General features: G+C 67.8%; 12 protein-coding genes. 5 read left to right on the top strand and 7 right to left on the bottom strand.

Annotated elements, in window-relative coordinates:
• The first annotated feature begins 71 nt into the window (after positions 1-71).
• Together CSEG_RS15495 and CSEG_RS15490 are read left to right on the top strand one after the other, a co-directional pair.
• Positions 72-800, top strand: a complete 729-nt coding sequence (locus CSEG_RS15495; RefSeq protein ID WP_013080179.1) for a glutathione S-transferase family protein — start codon at positions 72-74, stop codon at positions 798-800.
• A gap of 194 nt (positions 801-994) precedes the next feature.
• Complete coding sequence (locus CSEG_RS15490; protein ID WP_013080178.1) at positions 995-1,327, top strand: hypothetical protein; 333 nt, start codon at positions 995-997, stop codon at positions 1,325-1,327.
• Positions 1,328-1,344: 17 nt separating this feature from the next.
• On the opposite strand, the gene CSEG_RS15485 is transcribed toward CSEG_RS15490, so the two are convergent.
• The 4 genes from CSEG_RS15485 to CSEG_RS15470 form a co-directional block, all read right to left on the bottom strand.
• Positions 1,345-2,361 carry a 2-hydroxyacid dehydrogenase gene (locus CSEG_RS15485; protein WP_013080177.1) on the bottom strand — a complete coding sequence of 339 codons (1,017 nt, stop codon included), beginning with the start codon at positions 2,359-2,361 and terminating at the stop codon, positions 1,345-1,347.
• Positions 2,362-2,452: 91 nt separating this feature from the next.
• The gene (locus CSEG_RS15480; protein WP_013080176.1) at positions 2,453-3,193 is read right to left on the bottom strand and encodes an SDR family NAD(P)-dependent oxidoreductase; all 741 of its coding nucleotides are present in this window, start codon (positions 3,191-3,193) and stop codon (positions 2,453-2,455) included.
• Between the two features lies 1 nt (position 3,194).
• Positions 3,195-3,671 (bottom strand): DUF3429 domain-containing protein, encoded by a 477-nt coding sequence (locus CSEG_RS15475; protein ID WP_013080175.1) that lies wholly within the window; start codon positions 3,669-3,671, stop codon positions 3,195-3,197.
• Positions 3,672-4,179: 508 nt separating this feature from the next.
• The gene (locus tag CSEG_RS15470) at positions 4,180-6,261 is read right to left on the bottom strand and encodes a TonB-dependent siderophore receptor (RefSeq protein WP_013080174.1); all 2,082 of its coding nucleotides are present in this window, start codon (positions 6,259-6,261) and stop codon (positions 4,180-4,182) included.
• 138 nt (positions 6,262-6,399) lie between these two features.
• Between CSEG_RS15470 and CSEG_RS15465 the strand changes: the two genes are divergently transcribed.
• The 3 genes from CSEG_RS15465 to CSEG_RS15455 are packed head-to-tail and all read left to right on the top strand — an operon-like array spanning position 6,400 to position 9,931.
• Positions 6,400-7,134 carry an ABC transporter ATP-binding protein gene (locus CSEG_RS15465; protein WP_013080173.1) on the top strand — a complete coding sequence of 245 codons (735 nt, stop codon included), beginning with the start codon at positions 6,400-6,402 and terminating at the stop codon, positions 7,132-7,134.
• Positions 7,131-8,579, top strand: a complete 1,449-nt coding sequence (locus CSEG_RS15460; RefSeq protein ID WP_013080172.1) for an ABC transporter permease — start codon at positions 7,131-7,133, stop codon at positions 8,577-8,579. Before CSEG_RS15465 ends, CSEG_RS15460 begins: the two co-directional genes overlap by 4 nt.
• A complete protein-coding gene (locus tag CSEG_RS15455; RefSeq protein WP_013080171.1) occupies positions 8,576-9,931 on the top strand; it encodes a DUF3526 domain-containing protein in 1,356 nt (451 codons plus the stop codon). Before CSEG_RS15460 ends, CSEG_RS15455 begins: the two co-directional genes overlap by 4 nt.
• 636 nt (positions 9,932-10,567) lie before the next feature.
• Here the strand turns inward: CSEG_RS15455 and CSEG_RS15450 are convergent.
• The 3 genes from CSEG_RS15450 to CSEG_RS15440 all read right to left on the bottom strand — a co-directional run bounded on the left by CSEG_RS15450 (position 10,568) and on the right by CSEG_RS15440 (position 14,811).
• Entirely contained in the window at positions 10,568-11,959 is a 1,392-nt protein-coding gene (locus CSEG_RS15450; RefSeq protein WP_013080170.1) for an HlyD family type I secretion periplasmic adaptor subunit, read from the bottom strand.
• Positions 11,956-14,091: a type I secretion system permease/ATPase gene (locus CSEG_RS15445; RefSeq protein WP_013080169.1), complete on the bottom strand. Its 2,136-nt coding sequence runs from the start codon at positions 14,089-14,091 to the stop codon at positions 11,956-11,958. The genes CSEG_RS15450 and CSEG_RS15445 overlap by 4 nt, the downstream gene beginning before the upstream one ends.
• Positions 14,092-14,199: 108 nt before the next feature.
• Positions 14,200-14,811 (bottom strand): hypothetical protein, encoded by a 612-nt coding sequence (locus tag CSEG_RS15440; RefSeq protein WP_013080168.1) that lies wholly within the window; start codon positions 14,809-14,811, stop codon positions 14,200-14,202.
• Between the last annotated feature and the right edge of the window lie 8 nt (positions 14,812-14,819).

Genomic DNA, 14,819 nt, shown 5'->3' with positions numbered 1-14,819 from the left:
ACTGACAGCATGCTGGCAGTAGGGTGGCGGTAGCAAGTGGTCTTCACGACATTCGAGATCGGAGAGGGACCATGATCACGCTGTTCGCCACCGGAGCCGGGTTCGGTTTGCCCGAGATCAGCCCCTATGTGACCAAGACCGAGGTGCAGCTGATGATGGCCGGCCTCGACTACCGCAAGACCGTCGGCAGTCGCGAGACCGCGCCCAAGGGGCAACTGCCTTGGATCGAGGACGCCGCCCAGGCCATTGGCGACTCGACCTTCATCCGCGCCCACATCGAGCAGAAGTACAGCGTCGACCTCGACGCCGGCCTGACCGGCAAGGAGCGGGCGCAGGCCTGGGCCATCGAGCGGATGATCGAGAACCATCTGGGCTGGATCTCCAGCTATTTCCGCTTCCTGGAGCCGGCCAACTTCGCCAAGGGCCCGGCGCGCTGGTTCGACCAGGCGCCCGAGCACCTGCGCGAAGGCCTTCGCCAGGGCCTGCTGGAGGCGGTGGCGGCCAATATCCGGGCTGTCGGGGTCGGGCGGCACCTGCGCGAGGAGGTCGTCTGGCTGGGCGGTCTGTCGCTGCGTTCGCTGGACGAACTGCTCGAGGACAAGACCTACCTGATGCGCGACACCCACCCCGTCGGCGTCGACGCCGTCGCCTTCGCCATGCTGGCGGCGATCATGACGCCTTTCTTCGACTCGCCCCTGCGGCGGGAGGCCGAAGGCTATCCGCGGCTGGTCGCCTATGTCGGTCGCATGATGAGCCAGTTCTATCCGGCCCACCCCTGGGGCATGCGGCAGGCGGCTTGAGGCCTCAGCTATTCTTAGTCGAGGTCTAGATCACCGCCGTTCAGGTCGCGATCGGCGATTGCATTTCGTTTCGATCTGACGTTGTTGACGGCCGATGACCTCGCTCTGGCGCGATCATTGGCCGCATACGTCCGGGTCTTGCCCCTCGCGGTGAGCGTGTGCTGTTTTGCGGCCTTTAGAACAGGGGGTTTCGGATGTCTGAGAATTTGGCGCCGGTGGGCGTTGAGACGGTGCTGGAAGCGATCTCGGCGGAGATGTCGATCGCTGCGGTGGCGTGCGGGCATCTGGACGTTGCGCTGGGCAAGATCCTCGAGGTCGTGCCGGCCGAACACCGCTTGGCGGTGATGCACGAGCTGCACATGGTCGACATGCTGGCTCAGCATATCACCGCCATCACCGACTTCACCGGTCGCGTCCTGCATGAGAGCCATCACACCGGCCGTCTCGAGGTCAACGACGCCTTGAACGCGATTACGCTGGGCGACGTCGCCGCCCGGCTGCGCACGTCGCTGCAAAAGGCCGAGTAGGCCCCGCTCTGGGCGGCCTAGTGGCCTGAACGGACGGCGCTGGCCGACACGGTATGCGTCGACGGCCGCCCGGCTTCGACATCGGCGAGATTGCCCAAGGTCGTCTCGGCGATCGCGGTGAGGGCCTCTTCCGTCAGGAAGGCCTGGTGGCCGGTCACCAGCACGTTCGGGAAGGTCAGCAGGCGCTGGAAGAGGTCGTCCTGGATGATCTCGTTCGACAGGTCCTCGAAGAAGAGATCGGCTTCCTGCTCGTAGACGTCCAGCGCGACGCCGCCGACCTGTCGTGACTTCAGGCCCGCGATCAGGGCGGTCGTGTCGATCAGCGCGCCGCGGCTCGTGTTGACGATCAGTACGCCCGGCTTGGCCGCGGCGATGGCCGCGTCGTCGATCAGGTGCCGGGTCTCCGGCGTCAATGGACAATGCAGCGAGATGACCTCGGCCTCGCGCAGCAGCGTCCTGACCGGCACATAGCGGACGCCGGCTTCGACCAGCGCCGGATCCTGCACGACATCGCTGGCCAGGACCTCGCAGCCGAAGCCCAGGCGCAGCATCCGCGCCACAAGCGCCCCGATGCGGCCCGTCCCGACGACGCCGGCCGTGCGTCCGGCCAGGTTCCGGCCGATCAGTCCGTCGAGGGCGAAGTTGTTCTCGCGCACCCGGGCGTAGGCGCGCGGGATGTTGCGATCCAAAGCCAGCAGCAGGCCCAGCGTGAACTCGGCCACCGCCTCGGGCGAATAGGCCGGCACGCGCACCACCGTGACGCCCAGCCGCTCGGCCGCCGCCAGGTCGACATTGTTGAAGCCGGCGCAGCGTAGCGCCACGGTCCGCGTGCCGCCGGTCGCCAGGGCTTCGAGCGTCGTCGCGTCCAGCCGATCGTTGACGAACACGCACACGGCCGGATAGCCGGCCGCCAGCAGCGCGGAGGAGGCGTCGAGCCGGGCCTCGAAATAGTCGATCCGATGCTCGAACGCGCTGTTGGCGGCGTCGAAGAACTTCCGATCGTAGGCCTTGGCCGAGAACATCGCGACCCGCATGGTCCGCTCCTCAAGTGAACGTCGCAGCGGTAGCAGATCGTGCGCGGCGCGCGCAGCGCGGACGGCTACTGAGGCGTCGTTTCGGGAGAGGTCACCAGGGCACGGGGGCGCTGTCGTAGTCGAAGAAGCCGCCGCTGTCGGCCGCCTCCAACTGGTGGAGGACCTTGAGGAGCTTGGCCGCCGCCGCGCGCGGCGTCTCCACCGCGCGGCTGGCGCGGGCGAACGGGGCGCTCAGCGGCGTGTCGACCGTGCCCGGGTGCAGGGCCGCGCAGATGGCCAGCGGGCGCTCGCGCGACAGCTCGATGGCCTGGCAGCGGATCAGCATGTTCAGCGCCGCCTTGCTGGCGCGATAGGCATGCCAGCCGCCCAGGCGATTGTCGCCGATGCTGCCCACCCGGGCCGACAGGGCCGCCAGCACGCTCCGTTCATCGCGGGGCAACAGCGGCGCCAGATGCTTGCAGACCAGAGCCGGCAGCACCGCATTGACCTCGAACAGGCGCGTGAGGTTGGCGGCCGTCACCCCCTTCATCGCCTTTTCGGGCACGACGCCGGGCGCGTGCAGGAGGCCCGTGGCGATCAGGACGAGCCCGGGCGCGCCGAGCGTGGAGATCGCCGCCGCCAGATCCGCCAGAGCGGCCTCGTCCAGCAGGTCGGCGACCAGGAAGGGCAGGCGGGAATCCTCGGGCCAGTCGTCAGGGCGCCGACGTCCGACGCCCACCACCTTGGCCCAGCCAGGTTCGCCGCGCAGTTCCTCCACGAGGGCGCGACCGAGGCCGCCGCCCGCGCCGATCACGACCGCGAGGCGGTGGCGGGGCTCTTCGCCGAGCGCCATCTCAGCCGCCCGCCACGGCCGCGCCGATGACCAGGCCCATACAGGCCATGGCCGTCAGGGGCAGGCGGAGCTGTCGGTACCATTCGGGAAGGGCGCCGGACATGACATCCCACACGCCTTGCGCGGCCAGGGCGGCGGCCATGCCCAGCAGGGCGTTGGCCGCCAGGTTCGGTTGGCTCTGGCCCATGACGCCGATCGCGGCGAGCGCCCAACCGGCCAGCGGGGGCGCCATGGCCGACACCAGCGTCCCGGGCGGACAGTCGTTGCTGAACACGGCCTGCGCGGCGCGGACGCCGCCCAGGAAGGACAAGATGGCGGCGGCGTAGACGATCTGCAGGCTGCTCCAGGACAGCATCGGCTCGAACCCGTCGATCCGAAGCGCCGGCGGCGCCAGGAAGGGGATCAGCCCCAAGGCGCCAAGCCATGTCATCAGCTTTGCCTGAGACCGATGCTCGCCGACCATTTCCGCGCCCGCCATGCCGCCTGTCCCGTCGCGCGGGCGCGCACCGTGCGCGCCCAGGACTGGGATACGCGTCCGCGGCGCGATCGGATGGACCGCGACGGATCTCGCACGCGTCAGCGCGTCAGCGCGTCAGGCGAATTCGAAGTGAGATTGGGAAATGGTGGATGCGACAGGGATTGAACCTGTGACCCCCTCGGTGTGAACGATCGTAAATCTAGCTGAAATCCAGATAGAAAAAGGCGTTTCGGTTGGATTCTCGCCGTCTCGTTCGGCCCATTTCGGTTCGTTTCTGGCAAGTAACTGGCAAGCAGATTGCCGACCAGCGGTCCGTCGCCGTTGAGCTACAAGCCTGAGGCTTGACGCATCCGGGCTGCATTGACGGTCATGCTAGCGGCTCATGACTCATCTCGGAGCTTCGAAAGCTCCGCTTTTGGGCGATGGCTATAACGCCTTCCCACCGGACCGCACGGCCGGGGAATCCTGGCGCCGTGGCGATGGACGGACTTGGAGCAGGTCCGGATGACTAAAAGCTCATCCGCAATTTGCCCGTCACGGTGCGCGGGGCGCCGGGGGTGATCCAGACGTCGCTATAGGAGCTTTCCAGATAGTAGGTGTCGAACAGGTTCTCGACATCGAGATGAAGCGAGACGGTCTTCGAGACCTGGTAGGCCAGGTTGGCCCGCGCGGTCATGTAGTCCGGAAGCTTGAAGCCGGTATTGGCGTCGTCGCCGGTCCGTTCGCCGGTATAGACCACGCCGCCGCCCAGCGTGACCGAGCCCGGTTCCTCGCCGCGCGAGCGCCAGTTCGCGTAGAGCGCGCCGGAGTGCAGGGGGATGTTGCTGAGATGGCTGCCCAGCATGTTGGCGCGGGTGTCGCGGGTGACCTCGGTGTCGGTATAGGCGTAGACGGCGGTGGCCGTGATCCCCATGGGAAGGCGGAGGTTGGCCTCGACTTCGACGCCCTGGCTGCGGGCCCCGCCGACGGGAATGAAGAAGCCGCTGTTGGCCGGGTCGTTGACCAGGATGTTCTCCTTGTCGATGCGGAACAGCGAGGCCGTGCCGGTCAGGCGGCCCGACGCGTCCCACTTCACGCCCGCTTCCCAGGCCTCGCCCTTCTCGGGCGGAAACGCGCCGCCGGCCGCGTCCGCGCCCTGGTTGTAACGGAACGAGCGTCCCCAGCTGACATAGGCCGAGACGCTCTCGCTGGGCGCCCAGGTCAGGGCCGCGCGCGGCGAGGCCTGTGACGGCGACTGCCGGGTGACCACGCCGTTGCGGTAGTTGGTGTTGGTTTGCCGGACCCAGTCCTGGCGCAGGCCGACCAGCAGCGTGAACTGGCTGTTCAGGGTCACCAGATCCTGAGCGTAGAGGCTCTCGCCGCTCAGTTCCTCCAGCAGGTTCTGGTTCAGCGTCGCGACCGGCTTGGCCTGGCCGTAGACGGGCTTGAAGATGTCGATCGCGTAGGGCGACGCGGCCGTGGGGCTGAAGCGGTGGAAGACGCGCTTTTGTTCGTAGGAGAAGGCGTCGGCGCCGGCGCGGAACTGATGCTCCAGCCCGCCCAGACGGCCGTCGAAGCTGACTTCGACCCGGCCCGACAGATCGCTCCAGCTATAGTCGTGGATCCGCAGCTGGCGGCGGAGCTGCGTTCCGACCAGGGCGCTGTTGTGGGTGGACTGACCCCTGAACGAACCGTCGCGATACTGCGCGCCGGCCTCGATCGCGACGCTGGGGCTGAAGTTGTAGGTGGCGCTCAGCTGGTGCTGGAGCGTCTTCTGGGTGATGTCGCCGTCGTTCGGCTCGCCCAGGAATCGCTCGCGGGGCAAGGCCTTGCCGTCGCCAGCGACCGCGACCAGGCCGCGGTCATGCACGAAGTGCACGGTGTTGGCCTCCAGCTGGTAGAGGAACCGCAAGTCGTCGGACGGCTTCCAGGCCAGCGACGGGGCCAGCAACAGGCGGTCGCTGCCCACGTAGTCCCGCCAGCCGTCCGTGTCCTGATAGACGGTGATCATCCGCGCCGAGACGCCATGCCCCAGCGGCCCGCCCGCGTCGCCGACCACCCGCTTGGTGTCGAAGCTGCCGTACGACAGCTCGCCCGAGGCGTGGGCGGTTTCCCGCGGAGCCTTGGTGACGATGTTGATCGAGCCGCCCGGTTCGCCCTTGCCCGAGAGCGCCGAGGCCGGACCCTTGAGGACCTGGAAGCGCTCCACGGTGGCGACATCGCGGCGGGCGTTGAAGCCGCGGTTGGCGGTGAAGCGGTTCACCAGCAGGTCGGGACCTTGATTGATGTCGCCCGAGAAGCCCCGGATGGCGTAGGCGTCCCAGGCGCCGCCGAAGCTGTTCTGGCGCGCCATGCCGCCGGCCAGGTCGAAGATGTCGGACAGGTTGGTGATACCCATGTCGGCGATCAGGGTCTCGTCCAGCACCCGGACGCTCTGGGGCAGGCGAAGCGGATCGATGACGATCCCGTTGATGCTGGCGCTGGCCTCCCGCGAGCCGGTGATCACCACGCCCTCGACCTCGTCGTCTCTCGTTTGCGCGGCGGCCATGTCGCCGAAGGCGAACTGGGAAGCGCCCGCGCACAGGGCGAACAGAAGGGCCTTAGAGGTCATGCTTGGGGTCTCGCTGGAGAACGGCGGTCTTAACGGGCCGGTCGATAGGCGAGGGGTTGCTTAGCGGTCAAGGTAATTGTTACGATATAACATTACTTGATCGCGGACGAGGCGCCGCGAGCTGTTGAAGAGGGTGGCGTGACGACAAAGCGTGAAGGCAAGGCGATCCAGATCGAGGGCCTAGTGGTCCGGTATGGAGAACGTCAGGTGATCGATCATCTCTCGCTCGAGGTGGGCGCCGGCGAGGTCTATGGCCTTCTGGGCGGCAATGGGGCAGGCAAGTCCACCACCTTGCAGGCGATCCTCGGCTTCGTGACGCCCAGCGCCGGGCGCGTGCGCGTGGTCGGCCTCGATCCCTCGGCGGAGCCGGCCGTTGTCCGCCGCGCGATCGCCTATATCCCCGAGAACGTCGCGCTCTATGACCACCTGAGCGCCCGCGAGAACGTCGACTACTTCCTGCGTCTGGCGCGGCTGCGTCCAGAGCCGGGAGAGATGGAAGCGGCTTTCCGCGCCGTGGGCTTGGCTGAGGAGGCCTGGGGCCGACCCGTGTCCGGCTTCTCCAAGGGCATGCGGCAGAAGACGGCCATCGCCCTGGCGTTGCTGCGCCGCGCCTCCGTCCTGCTGTTGGACGAGCCGACCTCGGGTCTCGATCCCGGCGCGACCGCGGACTTCAACGCCCTGGTCTCGCGCCTGCGCGGAGAGGGCGCGGCGATCCTGATCGTCACCCACGACCTGATCGGCGTCGCCGATATCGCCGATCGCGTCGGCTTCCTGGAAAAGGGCCGCATCAGCGACGAAATGGCGGCCGAGGGGGCCGACCGCTTTGACCTGCGCGCCCTGCATGACCGCTTCGCGAGGGCGCGGGCGGCATGAGCGTGATCCTTTCGGTGGCGGGCAATGACCTGCGCCACCTCGTTCGCAGCCGCGTGGCGCTCACGGGGCTGATCCTGGTCGCCTTGCTGACCTTCGCCGCCGCCCTGACGTCCAAGGCGTATCAGGCCGACCAGGCCGCGCTTCGCGAGCGGCTGCAACACTCGGCCGACAGGGATTTCGAGGCCCAGCCCAACCGCCACCCCCATCGCGTGGTGCACTTCGGTCACTTCGCGGTCAGGCCCGCCAGCGGTCTGGCGGCGATGGATCCGGGCGTCGAGGCCTATACCGGCAACATGATCTTCCTGGAGGGGCACCGGCAAAACAGCGCCAATTTCGGCGACGCGCGCCAATCGTCCCTCCTCGTGCGGTTCGGACAGTTGTCCCCGGCGCTGGTGCTGCAAGTGATCGCGCCGTTGCTGCTGGTCTTCATCGGCGCGGGCATGGTGGCCGGAGAGCGCGAGCGCGGCACGCTGCGGCAGTCGCTGCTGGCGGGCGTGTCCGGCGGCGCGCTGGTGGCCGGCAAGGGACTGGCGCTTGGCGTGGCCGCCTTGATCATCTCGGCGCCGGCCTTCGCCCTGCTGTTTTGGCTGGGCGCCAGCGGCGGCGCGCGGCTGTCGGCCGTCGTCCTGAGCGCCGGCGGTTATGTCGCCTATCTCGCGTTCTGGACGGTGCTGATCGTCGGCGTCTCGGCCGTCGCGCGTCGAAGCCGCTCGGCCTTGATCGCCCTGGTCGGGGCCTGGACGGTCACCGTGGTGCTGGCGCCCCGCGTCGCGCCCGAGATCGCCGCGGCCCTGGCGCCGCTTCCGACCCGGGTCGAGACCGATATCGCCGTCCAGCGCGACCTGCGCGCCATGGGCGACAGCCACAATCCGAACGATCCCTATTTCGCGGCCTTCAAGCGCAAGACCCTTCAGGCGTACGGCGTCGCCCGCGTCGAGGATCTGCCGGTCAACTATCGCGGCCTGCTCGCGGTGGAGGGCGAGAAGCTGACCTCGGGTCTGTTCAACCGCTATTCCAACCAGGCCTTCGCGGCCATGGAGACGCAAGGCCGCGTGATGGACGCCTTGGCGGTGATCAGCCCGACGGTGGCCATCCGGCGCCTGTCGATGACCCTGGCCGAGACCGACCTCTTCGCCTATCGCCGCTTCCTGGAGCAGGCCGAGGCCTACCGCTACGACCTCGTCCAGCGGCTCAATCGCCTGCAGGCCACGGCCGTGACGGCCGCGGACGACGCGGCCAAGAGCAACGACTCCGCCGCCGAGGCGCGGAGCCGGATCTCGGCGGATCACTGGCGGAACATGCCGCGTTTCGACCCCGCGCGGCCGTCGGAGGCCGACGTCATGGGCCGCGCCCTGCCGGCGCTGCTCGCCCTGCTGCTCTGGCTCGCGGCCGGAGCGCTGTTCATGGCCCGCGCTGGCCGCCGTCTAAACAGGAGCGCCGCATGAACGGTGTACTTCGCGAAGCGCGCTTTCTGCTGACCCTGCGCTCGGCGGTCCTGGCGATCGCCTGCCTGTTCCTGCTGACCGCCGTGGCCGTCGGCGCGGGCCTGGTCGAGGTCGCGCGGCAGGAGGCGACCATCGCCCGCATCGGGCCGCAACAGAAGGCCGATGTCGCCGCGATCGCCGCCTGGGCGTCCAAGGGGCGCGATCCGGGCGACGCCGCCTACTACACCTTCCACGCCACCTGGGATCCGCCGTCGGACCTGGCGTTCGCGGCGATCGGGACGCGCGACGTCTCGCCCTATGTCCTGCGCGTGAGGGCGCTGGGCCTGGAGGCGCAGCTCTACGAGGGCGAGATCGGCAATCCGGAAGCCGCCTTGCCGGGGCGCTTCGACTTCGCCTTCGTGCTGGTCTATCTGGCGCCGTTGTTCGTGATCCTGCTGTTCCACGACTTGCGCTCGGGCGAACGCGAGGCTGGGCGGCTGCGCGCCTTGGAGGCTTCCGTCGGCTCGACGTTCGGCTTCTGGGGCGCCCGCGTCGCCGTTCGCGCGGCGGCCCTGTTCCTGGCCCTAAGCGTTCCTTTCCTGATCGGCGCGGCCATCGCCGGAACGGCGGCCTGGAAGGTCGCCGCCGTCCTGGTCGTGGTGGCGGCCTATCTCGCTTTCTGGATAGTGCTGTGCCTGGTCGTGGCGCGAGCCGTTCGCGGCTCGCTGGCCAACGCCATGTCCCTGGCGGCCGCCTGGATGACCCTGACCCTCATCGTCCCGGCCATCGGCCATGTGGCGATCAACAGCGCCATCCCGCTGCGCCAGGGCATGGAGCTTGGGGTGACGCAGCGCACCGCCGTTCACCGGGCCTGGGACATCCCAAAGTCCGAGACCATGGACGCCTTCTTCCGCGGCCATCCGGAGTGGAAGGACACCGCGCCGCTGACCGAGGCGTTCCATTGGAAATGGTACTTCGCCTTCCATCAGGTCGGCGACGAGGCGGCCGGCGACCTGTCCCACCGCTATCACGACGGGGTGCTGGAGCGAGCCGCCTGGAGCGAGCGGCTGGGTATGATGGCGCCTGGCGTCGGGGCGCAGCTGGCGCTTCACCGCCTAGCGGCCACCGATCCGGCGGCCCAGATCGCCTATCAGGACCGTATCCGCTCGTTCCATGGCCAGCTGCGGGGCTTCTACTATCCCTTCCTTTTCAGGGACAAGCCATTCGAGCGCGCCGACTTCGACCGTGCGCCGGCGTTCCAGCCGGCTTCAGGCGAGGGACGCTGGCCGGGGATGCTGTTGGCGGGGATGATCGTGATGACCGGACTCGTTGGTGGTTTTGGTCTCCTGAGGTCCAGACGCGTTCACGCTTGAGCCCAAAGTCGCTTTGAGCAGAGCCGCGACAAGAAAGTGACCGCCTCGGACGCGCCGATTTCTTCACAGCCTCGGCAACCCAGTCTCGCAAGTATTCGGCTCGCGGGTTGGAGGGCTCGAAACTGGGGTTTCTGGGGCGATAGCGCCGCAAATGGCACGCTCGGTGCGCCGCAAGTCGCGGTAAAATAAGGATAAAATGGTGGATTCGGCAGGGGTTGAACCTGTGACCCCCCCCCCCCCCCCCCCTAGGTGTGAACAACGGCCGATCTAGCTCAAACCTAGCAGAATAGGGCGCTTCTGTTGGGTCTCGCGGCGTCCTTTTCGATCCTTTTGGGATCGTTTCTGGCAAATAACTGGCAAGCACATTGCCGGCCGGGCGCTCTGTCACGGTGAAGCTACGGCCTCGGGCTCGGCACATCTTGGCGGTGGTTTCCCGTGAGGCCAACAGGTGAGTTTGACTCATCTCTTCCGTTGGGAAGGTCCGCTTGCTGGAGACCGGGACGAGGCGAGCAGCGCGTTCCCAGCTGCGGGCAAACCTGACTCAATACTGATGTTGGGAAGAGCCGCTTTCTGACCGTCGTCACGACCCGTGCAGCAGCGCCCGGCTCGCTCCCGAGCTCGCCCGGCCCGGCCAAGCTAGCGTTCGCGTCCCGCCTCGCGACGGATCTGCTCGATCGGCCCGACCAGATAGGCCAGGATCGAGCGCCGCCCGACGACGATGTCGCTAGTCGCTGCAAGACCGGCGGTGAGCTTGACTGGGCCTTTGGGCGTGTCGATCCGATCGCGTTCCAGCGCGATGCGGGCCAGGAAGTAGGGACCAACGTCCTTGTCCGGCACGGCGTCGCGGCTGATCGACACGATGCGGCCGGGCACGGTCCCATAGACCGTGAAGGGGAAGGCCTGCAGCTTCACGGCGACGGGTTGTCCTGCGCGCACGAAGCCAGCGTCCTTGTTCAGCACCCTGGCTTGAACCGTGAGGGCGCCGTCGGGCACCACGATCATCAGGGGCTTGGCCGCTTCAACCACCCCTCCTACCGTGTGGACGTCCAGCTGCTGGATTGAGCCGTCAACCGGCGCGACCAGACGCTGGAGTCTTGATTTCTCACGGGCTTTGCGCAGCTCCTCGCCGCGCAGCACCACTTCGCTCTGCGCCCGTGCGAGGTCCGACAGCGCGCGTTGGCGGGCGTCCTGCGCGGCCTCGTTGGCTTGAGCGGCGAACTTGCGCGCATCGGCCAAGGCGCGCTCGCGCTGGGCGCGGGCGACCTCGCGCTCGCCGGCCTCGGCGCCGCGCTGACGGTTAAGCTCCATGAGCCGCATCCCCGGCGCGTAGCCCTTGGCGGCCAAGGCATTCATGCCCGCGATCTGCTTGTCCAGGATCGGCAAGGTCGCATTGTACTTGTCGATCTGGGCCTGAGCCGAACGGGCGTCGGCCAAGGCCGCGGCGCGCGCGTCTAGCAAAGAGGCCTGGCCCGAGCGCGATTGAGCCAGCTGGGCCTCGACCAGGCGGCGCTGGGTGTGCGCCACCTCGGCGGGAAGATCGGCGGCGGGTTCGAATGAGGCGCTCCGTCCCGACAGGGCGTCGGCGACGGCAAGGCTCCGGGCGGCCTCGATCCGCGCGGCTGCCAGAGCAGCCGCCGCCTGGATTTCCTCGGCGCCGGACACGGTCGGGTCCAGGTCGATTAGAGGGGCGCCCCGACGGACCCAGTCGCCTTCGCGCACGTGGATATGACGGACGACGCCAGGACCGGAGGCCTGAACCAGTTTGACGTTGTCGGTGGGCGTGATCGCGCCTTCCGCCGAAGCCACGATGTCCACCTGGCCAACTGCGGCCCATAGAAGCGTCAACACGAGCCCCGTGAGAAGAAGCCAGCTCGTCAGGCGCGCGGTCGGCGAAACCGGCCGCTCGATCACCTCCAGCGCTGCCGGCAAGAAGTCCGGCTCGGCGGGCGAAAGCCGGACCTTGAGACGTTCGCGCTCGGCGCGCACCGCTTGGCGCCATTGCCTCACATAGTGCTTCCAGTCGCTCATGCGGCAACTCCCTGGCTGGCGCCAAGCTGTCGTCGGTGCAAGTCGGCGTAGCGGCCGTTAAAGGCCATGAGTTCGGCATGGTCGCCGCGCTCGACGATGCGTCCTTTCTCCAGAGCGATGATGCTGTCGCACTGGCGGATCGCCGAAAGACGGTGGGCGATGATCAGCACCGTCCTACCCCGCGCCATGGCTTTCAGGTTGGCCTGGATGATCTCCTCACTTTCGGCGTCGAGGGCCGAGGTGGCCTCGTCGAAAATCAGGATCCGCGGATTGGTCACAAGGGCGCGGGCGATCGCCAGGCGCTGGCGCTGCCCGCCAGACAGATTGGTTCCCCGTTCCTCAATGAGGCTGTCGTACCCTTGGGGAAGCCGGGTAATGAAATCATGAGCCCCGGCCAGCTTGGCCGCCTCGATGACGGCTTCGAGTGGCGTCGCGGGATTGGCGATGGCGATGTTCTCGCGCACGCTTCGCGTGAACAGCAGGTTTTCCTGCAGCACCACGCCGATCTGCCGCCGCAGCCAGGCCGGGTCGATCTGCGCAATATCGACGCCGTCGATCAACACCCTCCCGGAGGCGGGGACGTACAGCCGCTGAAGCAACTTCGTCAGGGTCGACTTGCCGGAGCCCGAGGAGCCCACGATGCCGATCGAGCGCCCAGCCGGAACGACAAGGTCGATGTCCTCCAAGGTCCACGGCCCGTCGAGGCCGTAGCGGAACTTGACGCCCTCGAAGCTGATGGTCCCGACAATGTCGGGGAGCGTGACGCGGCTGCCCGCCCCCGGTTCCGTTGGCTGGTTTAGTACGTCGCCCAGACGGTCGATCGACAGCCGCACCTGCTGGAAATCCTGCCAGAGCTGGGCCATGCGGATGACCGGACCCGAGACCCGCTGGGCGAACATGTTGAAGGCGACCAGGCCTCCCACCGTCAGGTCATGCGCGATCACCGCCTTGGCGCCGAAATAGAGGATGGCCGCCATGTTCAGTTTGGAGATCAGCTGGATGGCCTGGCTGCCGGTGTTGCCCAGATTGATGACGTGCTGGCTGGCCAGGGAGTAGCCGGCCAGCTGCCGCTCCCAGCGATCCTGCCACTGGGGCTCCACGGCCGAGGCCTTTACGGTCTGGATGCCGCCGATGCTCTCGATCAGCAGGGCGTTGTTGGCCGCGCCGCGCTCGAACTTCTCGTTGATCCGCGCGCGCAGTGGCCCGGTGATCAGGACGGCCACGGCGACATAGGCCGGCAGGGCCAGGACCGAGATGAGAAAGAGGGACGGTGAGTAGACCCACATCGCGACGAGAAAGACGATCGTGAACAGCGGATCGACCAGCACCGTCAGCGAGGCGTTGGTCAGGAACTCGCGGATCGACTCCAGCTGCCGAACGCGCATGGCCGTGTCGCCGACGCGACGCGCTTCGAAATAGCCCAGCGGCAGACGCAACATGTGCCAGAAGAGCTTGCTGCCAAGCTCCACGTCGATCTTCTGGCTGGTCTCCGAATAGAGACGGGTACGCAGCCATCCGAACGCGGTCTCCCAGAGCGAGACGGCCACGAACCCGATCGCCAGCACCGTCAGGGTCGAGAGCGTGTTGTGGACCAGGACCTTGTCGACGATGTTCTGGAAGAAGAGCGGTGCGGCTAGGCCCAGCAGGTTGATGGCCAGGGTTATCAGCAGGACCTCGCCAATCAGCCGCCGATATTTGGCGATCTGCGGCACGAACCAACTTAGGTCGAACGCGCGGGTGGAGCCGCCGACATCTTCCCGCGTGGTGATGAGCACTAGGTCGCCGGTCCAGTCGGCCTCCAGCGTCGGCCGAGCGATCTTGGCGATCTCCGCGCCGGGATACTGGACGAGCGCGTCCTCGCCAGCCACCCGGCCCAGAATGAACCAGCCGTCGACGCCGCGCGCCAAGGCGGGTAGGGGCAACTTGGTCAGATCCGCCCAGCGGGCGGTGCGATGCCGGGCGCGCACGCCCTCGTGCTTGCGGGCCAGGCGCACCAGATCGATCGGCGACAGGGGCTGGTGATGTCCGATGGCGTGGCGCAGCTGGGCGGCGTCCGTGGCGATGCGGTGCATCGCCAGGAGGCTCGCCAGGGCGATCGGGCCGCTCTCGGCCGTGGGATCAGATGGGGTCATGGGGCCAACTGGGCCGCGACGTTCGCCGCGCTGTTTGAAACGGAAGATGCGCGGGACGGCCAGCCGTCCCGCGCGAGTCGGAAAGCGGTTCGAGATCGGGCCGGCGGGCTAGCCCAGCCCGCTCAGCCCACCGGCGCCGCTCGGGTAGCCGATGATCCCGTCGCGATCCAGGTCGACGGAGAACAGCGTCTCGGCCTTGCCGACATTGGACTTGTCGAACGACTCCTCGCCGACGAAATGGCCGTTGGCGTCGAGGATCCAGGCGTAGCGCGCGTCGGAGAACGGGCTGGCGTCCAGGACGCGGGTGCGGCCTTGGTCGTCGGTCGCGATCGCGGCCAGGCTCCATTCGCCGCGCTGCTGCAGCACCCTATCCCAGCCGTCGCGGGTGATAGCGACGGGCTCTGCGCCAGCGATCGACACCATCGCCGCGCCAGACCGTTGGTCGACCAGCAGGGCTTGCGCGCCGTTCTTCTCAACCGTGCGGAACGGGCTGGAGCCGACAACCCCGTCGCCATTCAAGTCGGAGCCGAAGATGTCCTCGGCCTTTGGCAGCTTGTCGCCGGTGATGACGTCTTCGCCGACCCAATGGCCCTTCTCATCCAGGATCCAGGCCCAATGCTGGGAGTTGAGACCCATGTCGGCGGGATTGCCATCAAGCACCCTCAGCCGCCCCTGGTCGTCCCGGCCGATCGCGAAGAGCTTGGCGCCGCGGTCGAGCAAGACTGGGT

This window comes from Caulobacter segnis ATCC 21756, assembly GCF_000092285.1.
Taxonomy (GTDB): domain Bacteria; phylum Pseudomonadota; class Alphaproteobacteria; order Caulobacterales; family Caulobacteraceae; genus Caulobacter; species Caulobacter segnis.
Note: the sequence above shows the minus strand (reverse complement) of the source record. Positions and strands in the feature narration are given on the sequence as shown.

Bases quoted from the DNA above. Each gene is read 5' to 3' on its own strand.
- CSEG_RS15460 (WP_013080172.1), top strand. From the start codon at position 7,131: ATGAGCGTGATCCTTTCGGTGGCGGGCAATGACCTGCGCCACCTCGTT.
- CSEG_RS15455 (WP_013080171.1), top strand. From the start codon at position 8,576: ATGAACGGTGTACTTCGCGAAGCGCGCTTTCTGCTGACCCTGCGCTCG.
- CSEG_RS15490 (WP_013080178.1), top strand. From the start codon at position 995: ATGTCTGAGAATTTGGCGCCGGTGGGCGTTGAGACGGTGCTGGAAGCG.
- CSEG_RS15450 (WP_013080170.1), bottom strand. From the start codon at position 11,959: ATGAGCGACTGGAAGCACTATGTGAGGCAATGGCGCCAAGCGGTGCGC.
- CSEG_RS15475 (WP_013080175.1), bottom strand. From the start codon at position 3,671: ATGGCGGGCGCGGAAATGGTCGGCGAGCATCGGTCTCAGGCAAAGCTG.
- CSEG_RS15445 (WP_013080169.1), bottom strand. From the start codon at position 14,091: ATGACCCCATCTGATCCCACGGCCGAGAGCGGCCCGATCGCCCTGGCG.
- CSEG_RS15485 (WP_013080177.1), bottom strand. From the start codon at position 2,361: ATGCGGGTCGCGATGTTCTCGGCCAAGGCCTACGATCGGAAGTTCTTC.
- CSEG_RS15480 (WP_013080176.1), bottom strand. From the start codon at position 3,193: ATGGCGCTCGGCGAAGAGCCCCGCCACCGCCTCGCGGTCGTGATCGGC.
- CSEG_RS15495 (WP_013080179.1), top strand. From the start codon at position 72: ATGATCACGCTGTTCGCCACCGGAGCCGGGTTCGGTTTGCCCGAGATC.
- CSEG_RS15470 (WP_013080174.1), bottom strand. From the start codon at position 6,261: ATGACCTCTAAGGCCCTTCTGTTCGCCCTGTGCGCGGGCGCTTCCCAG.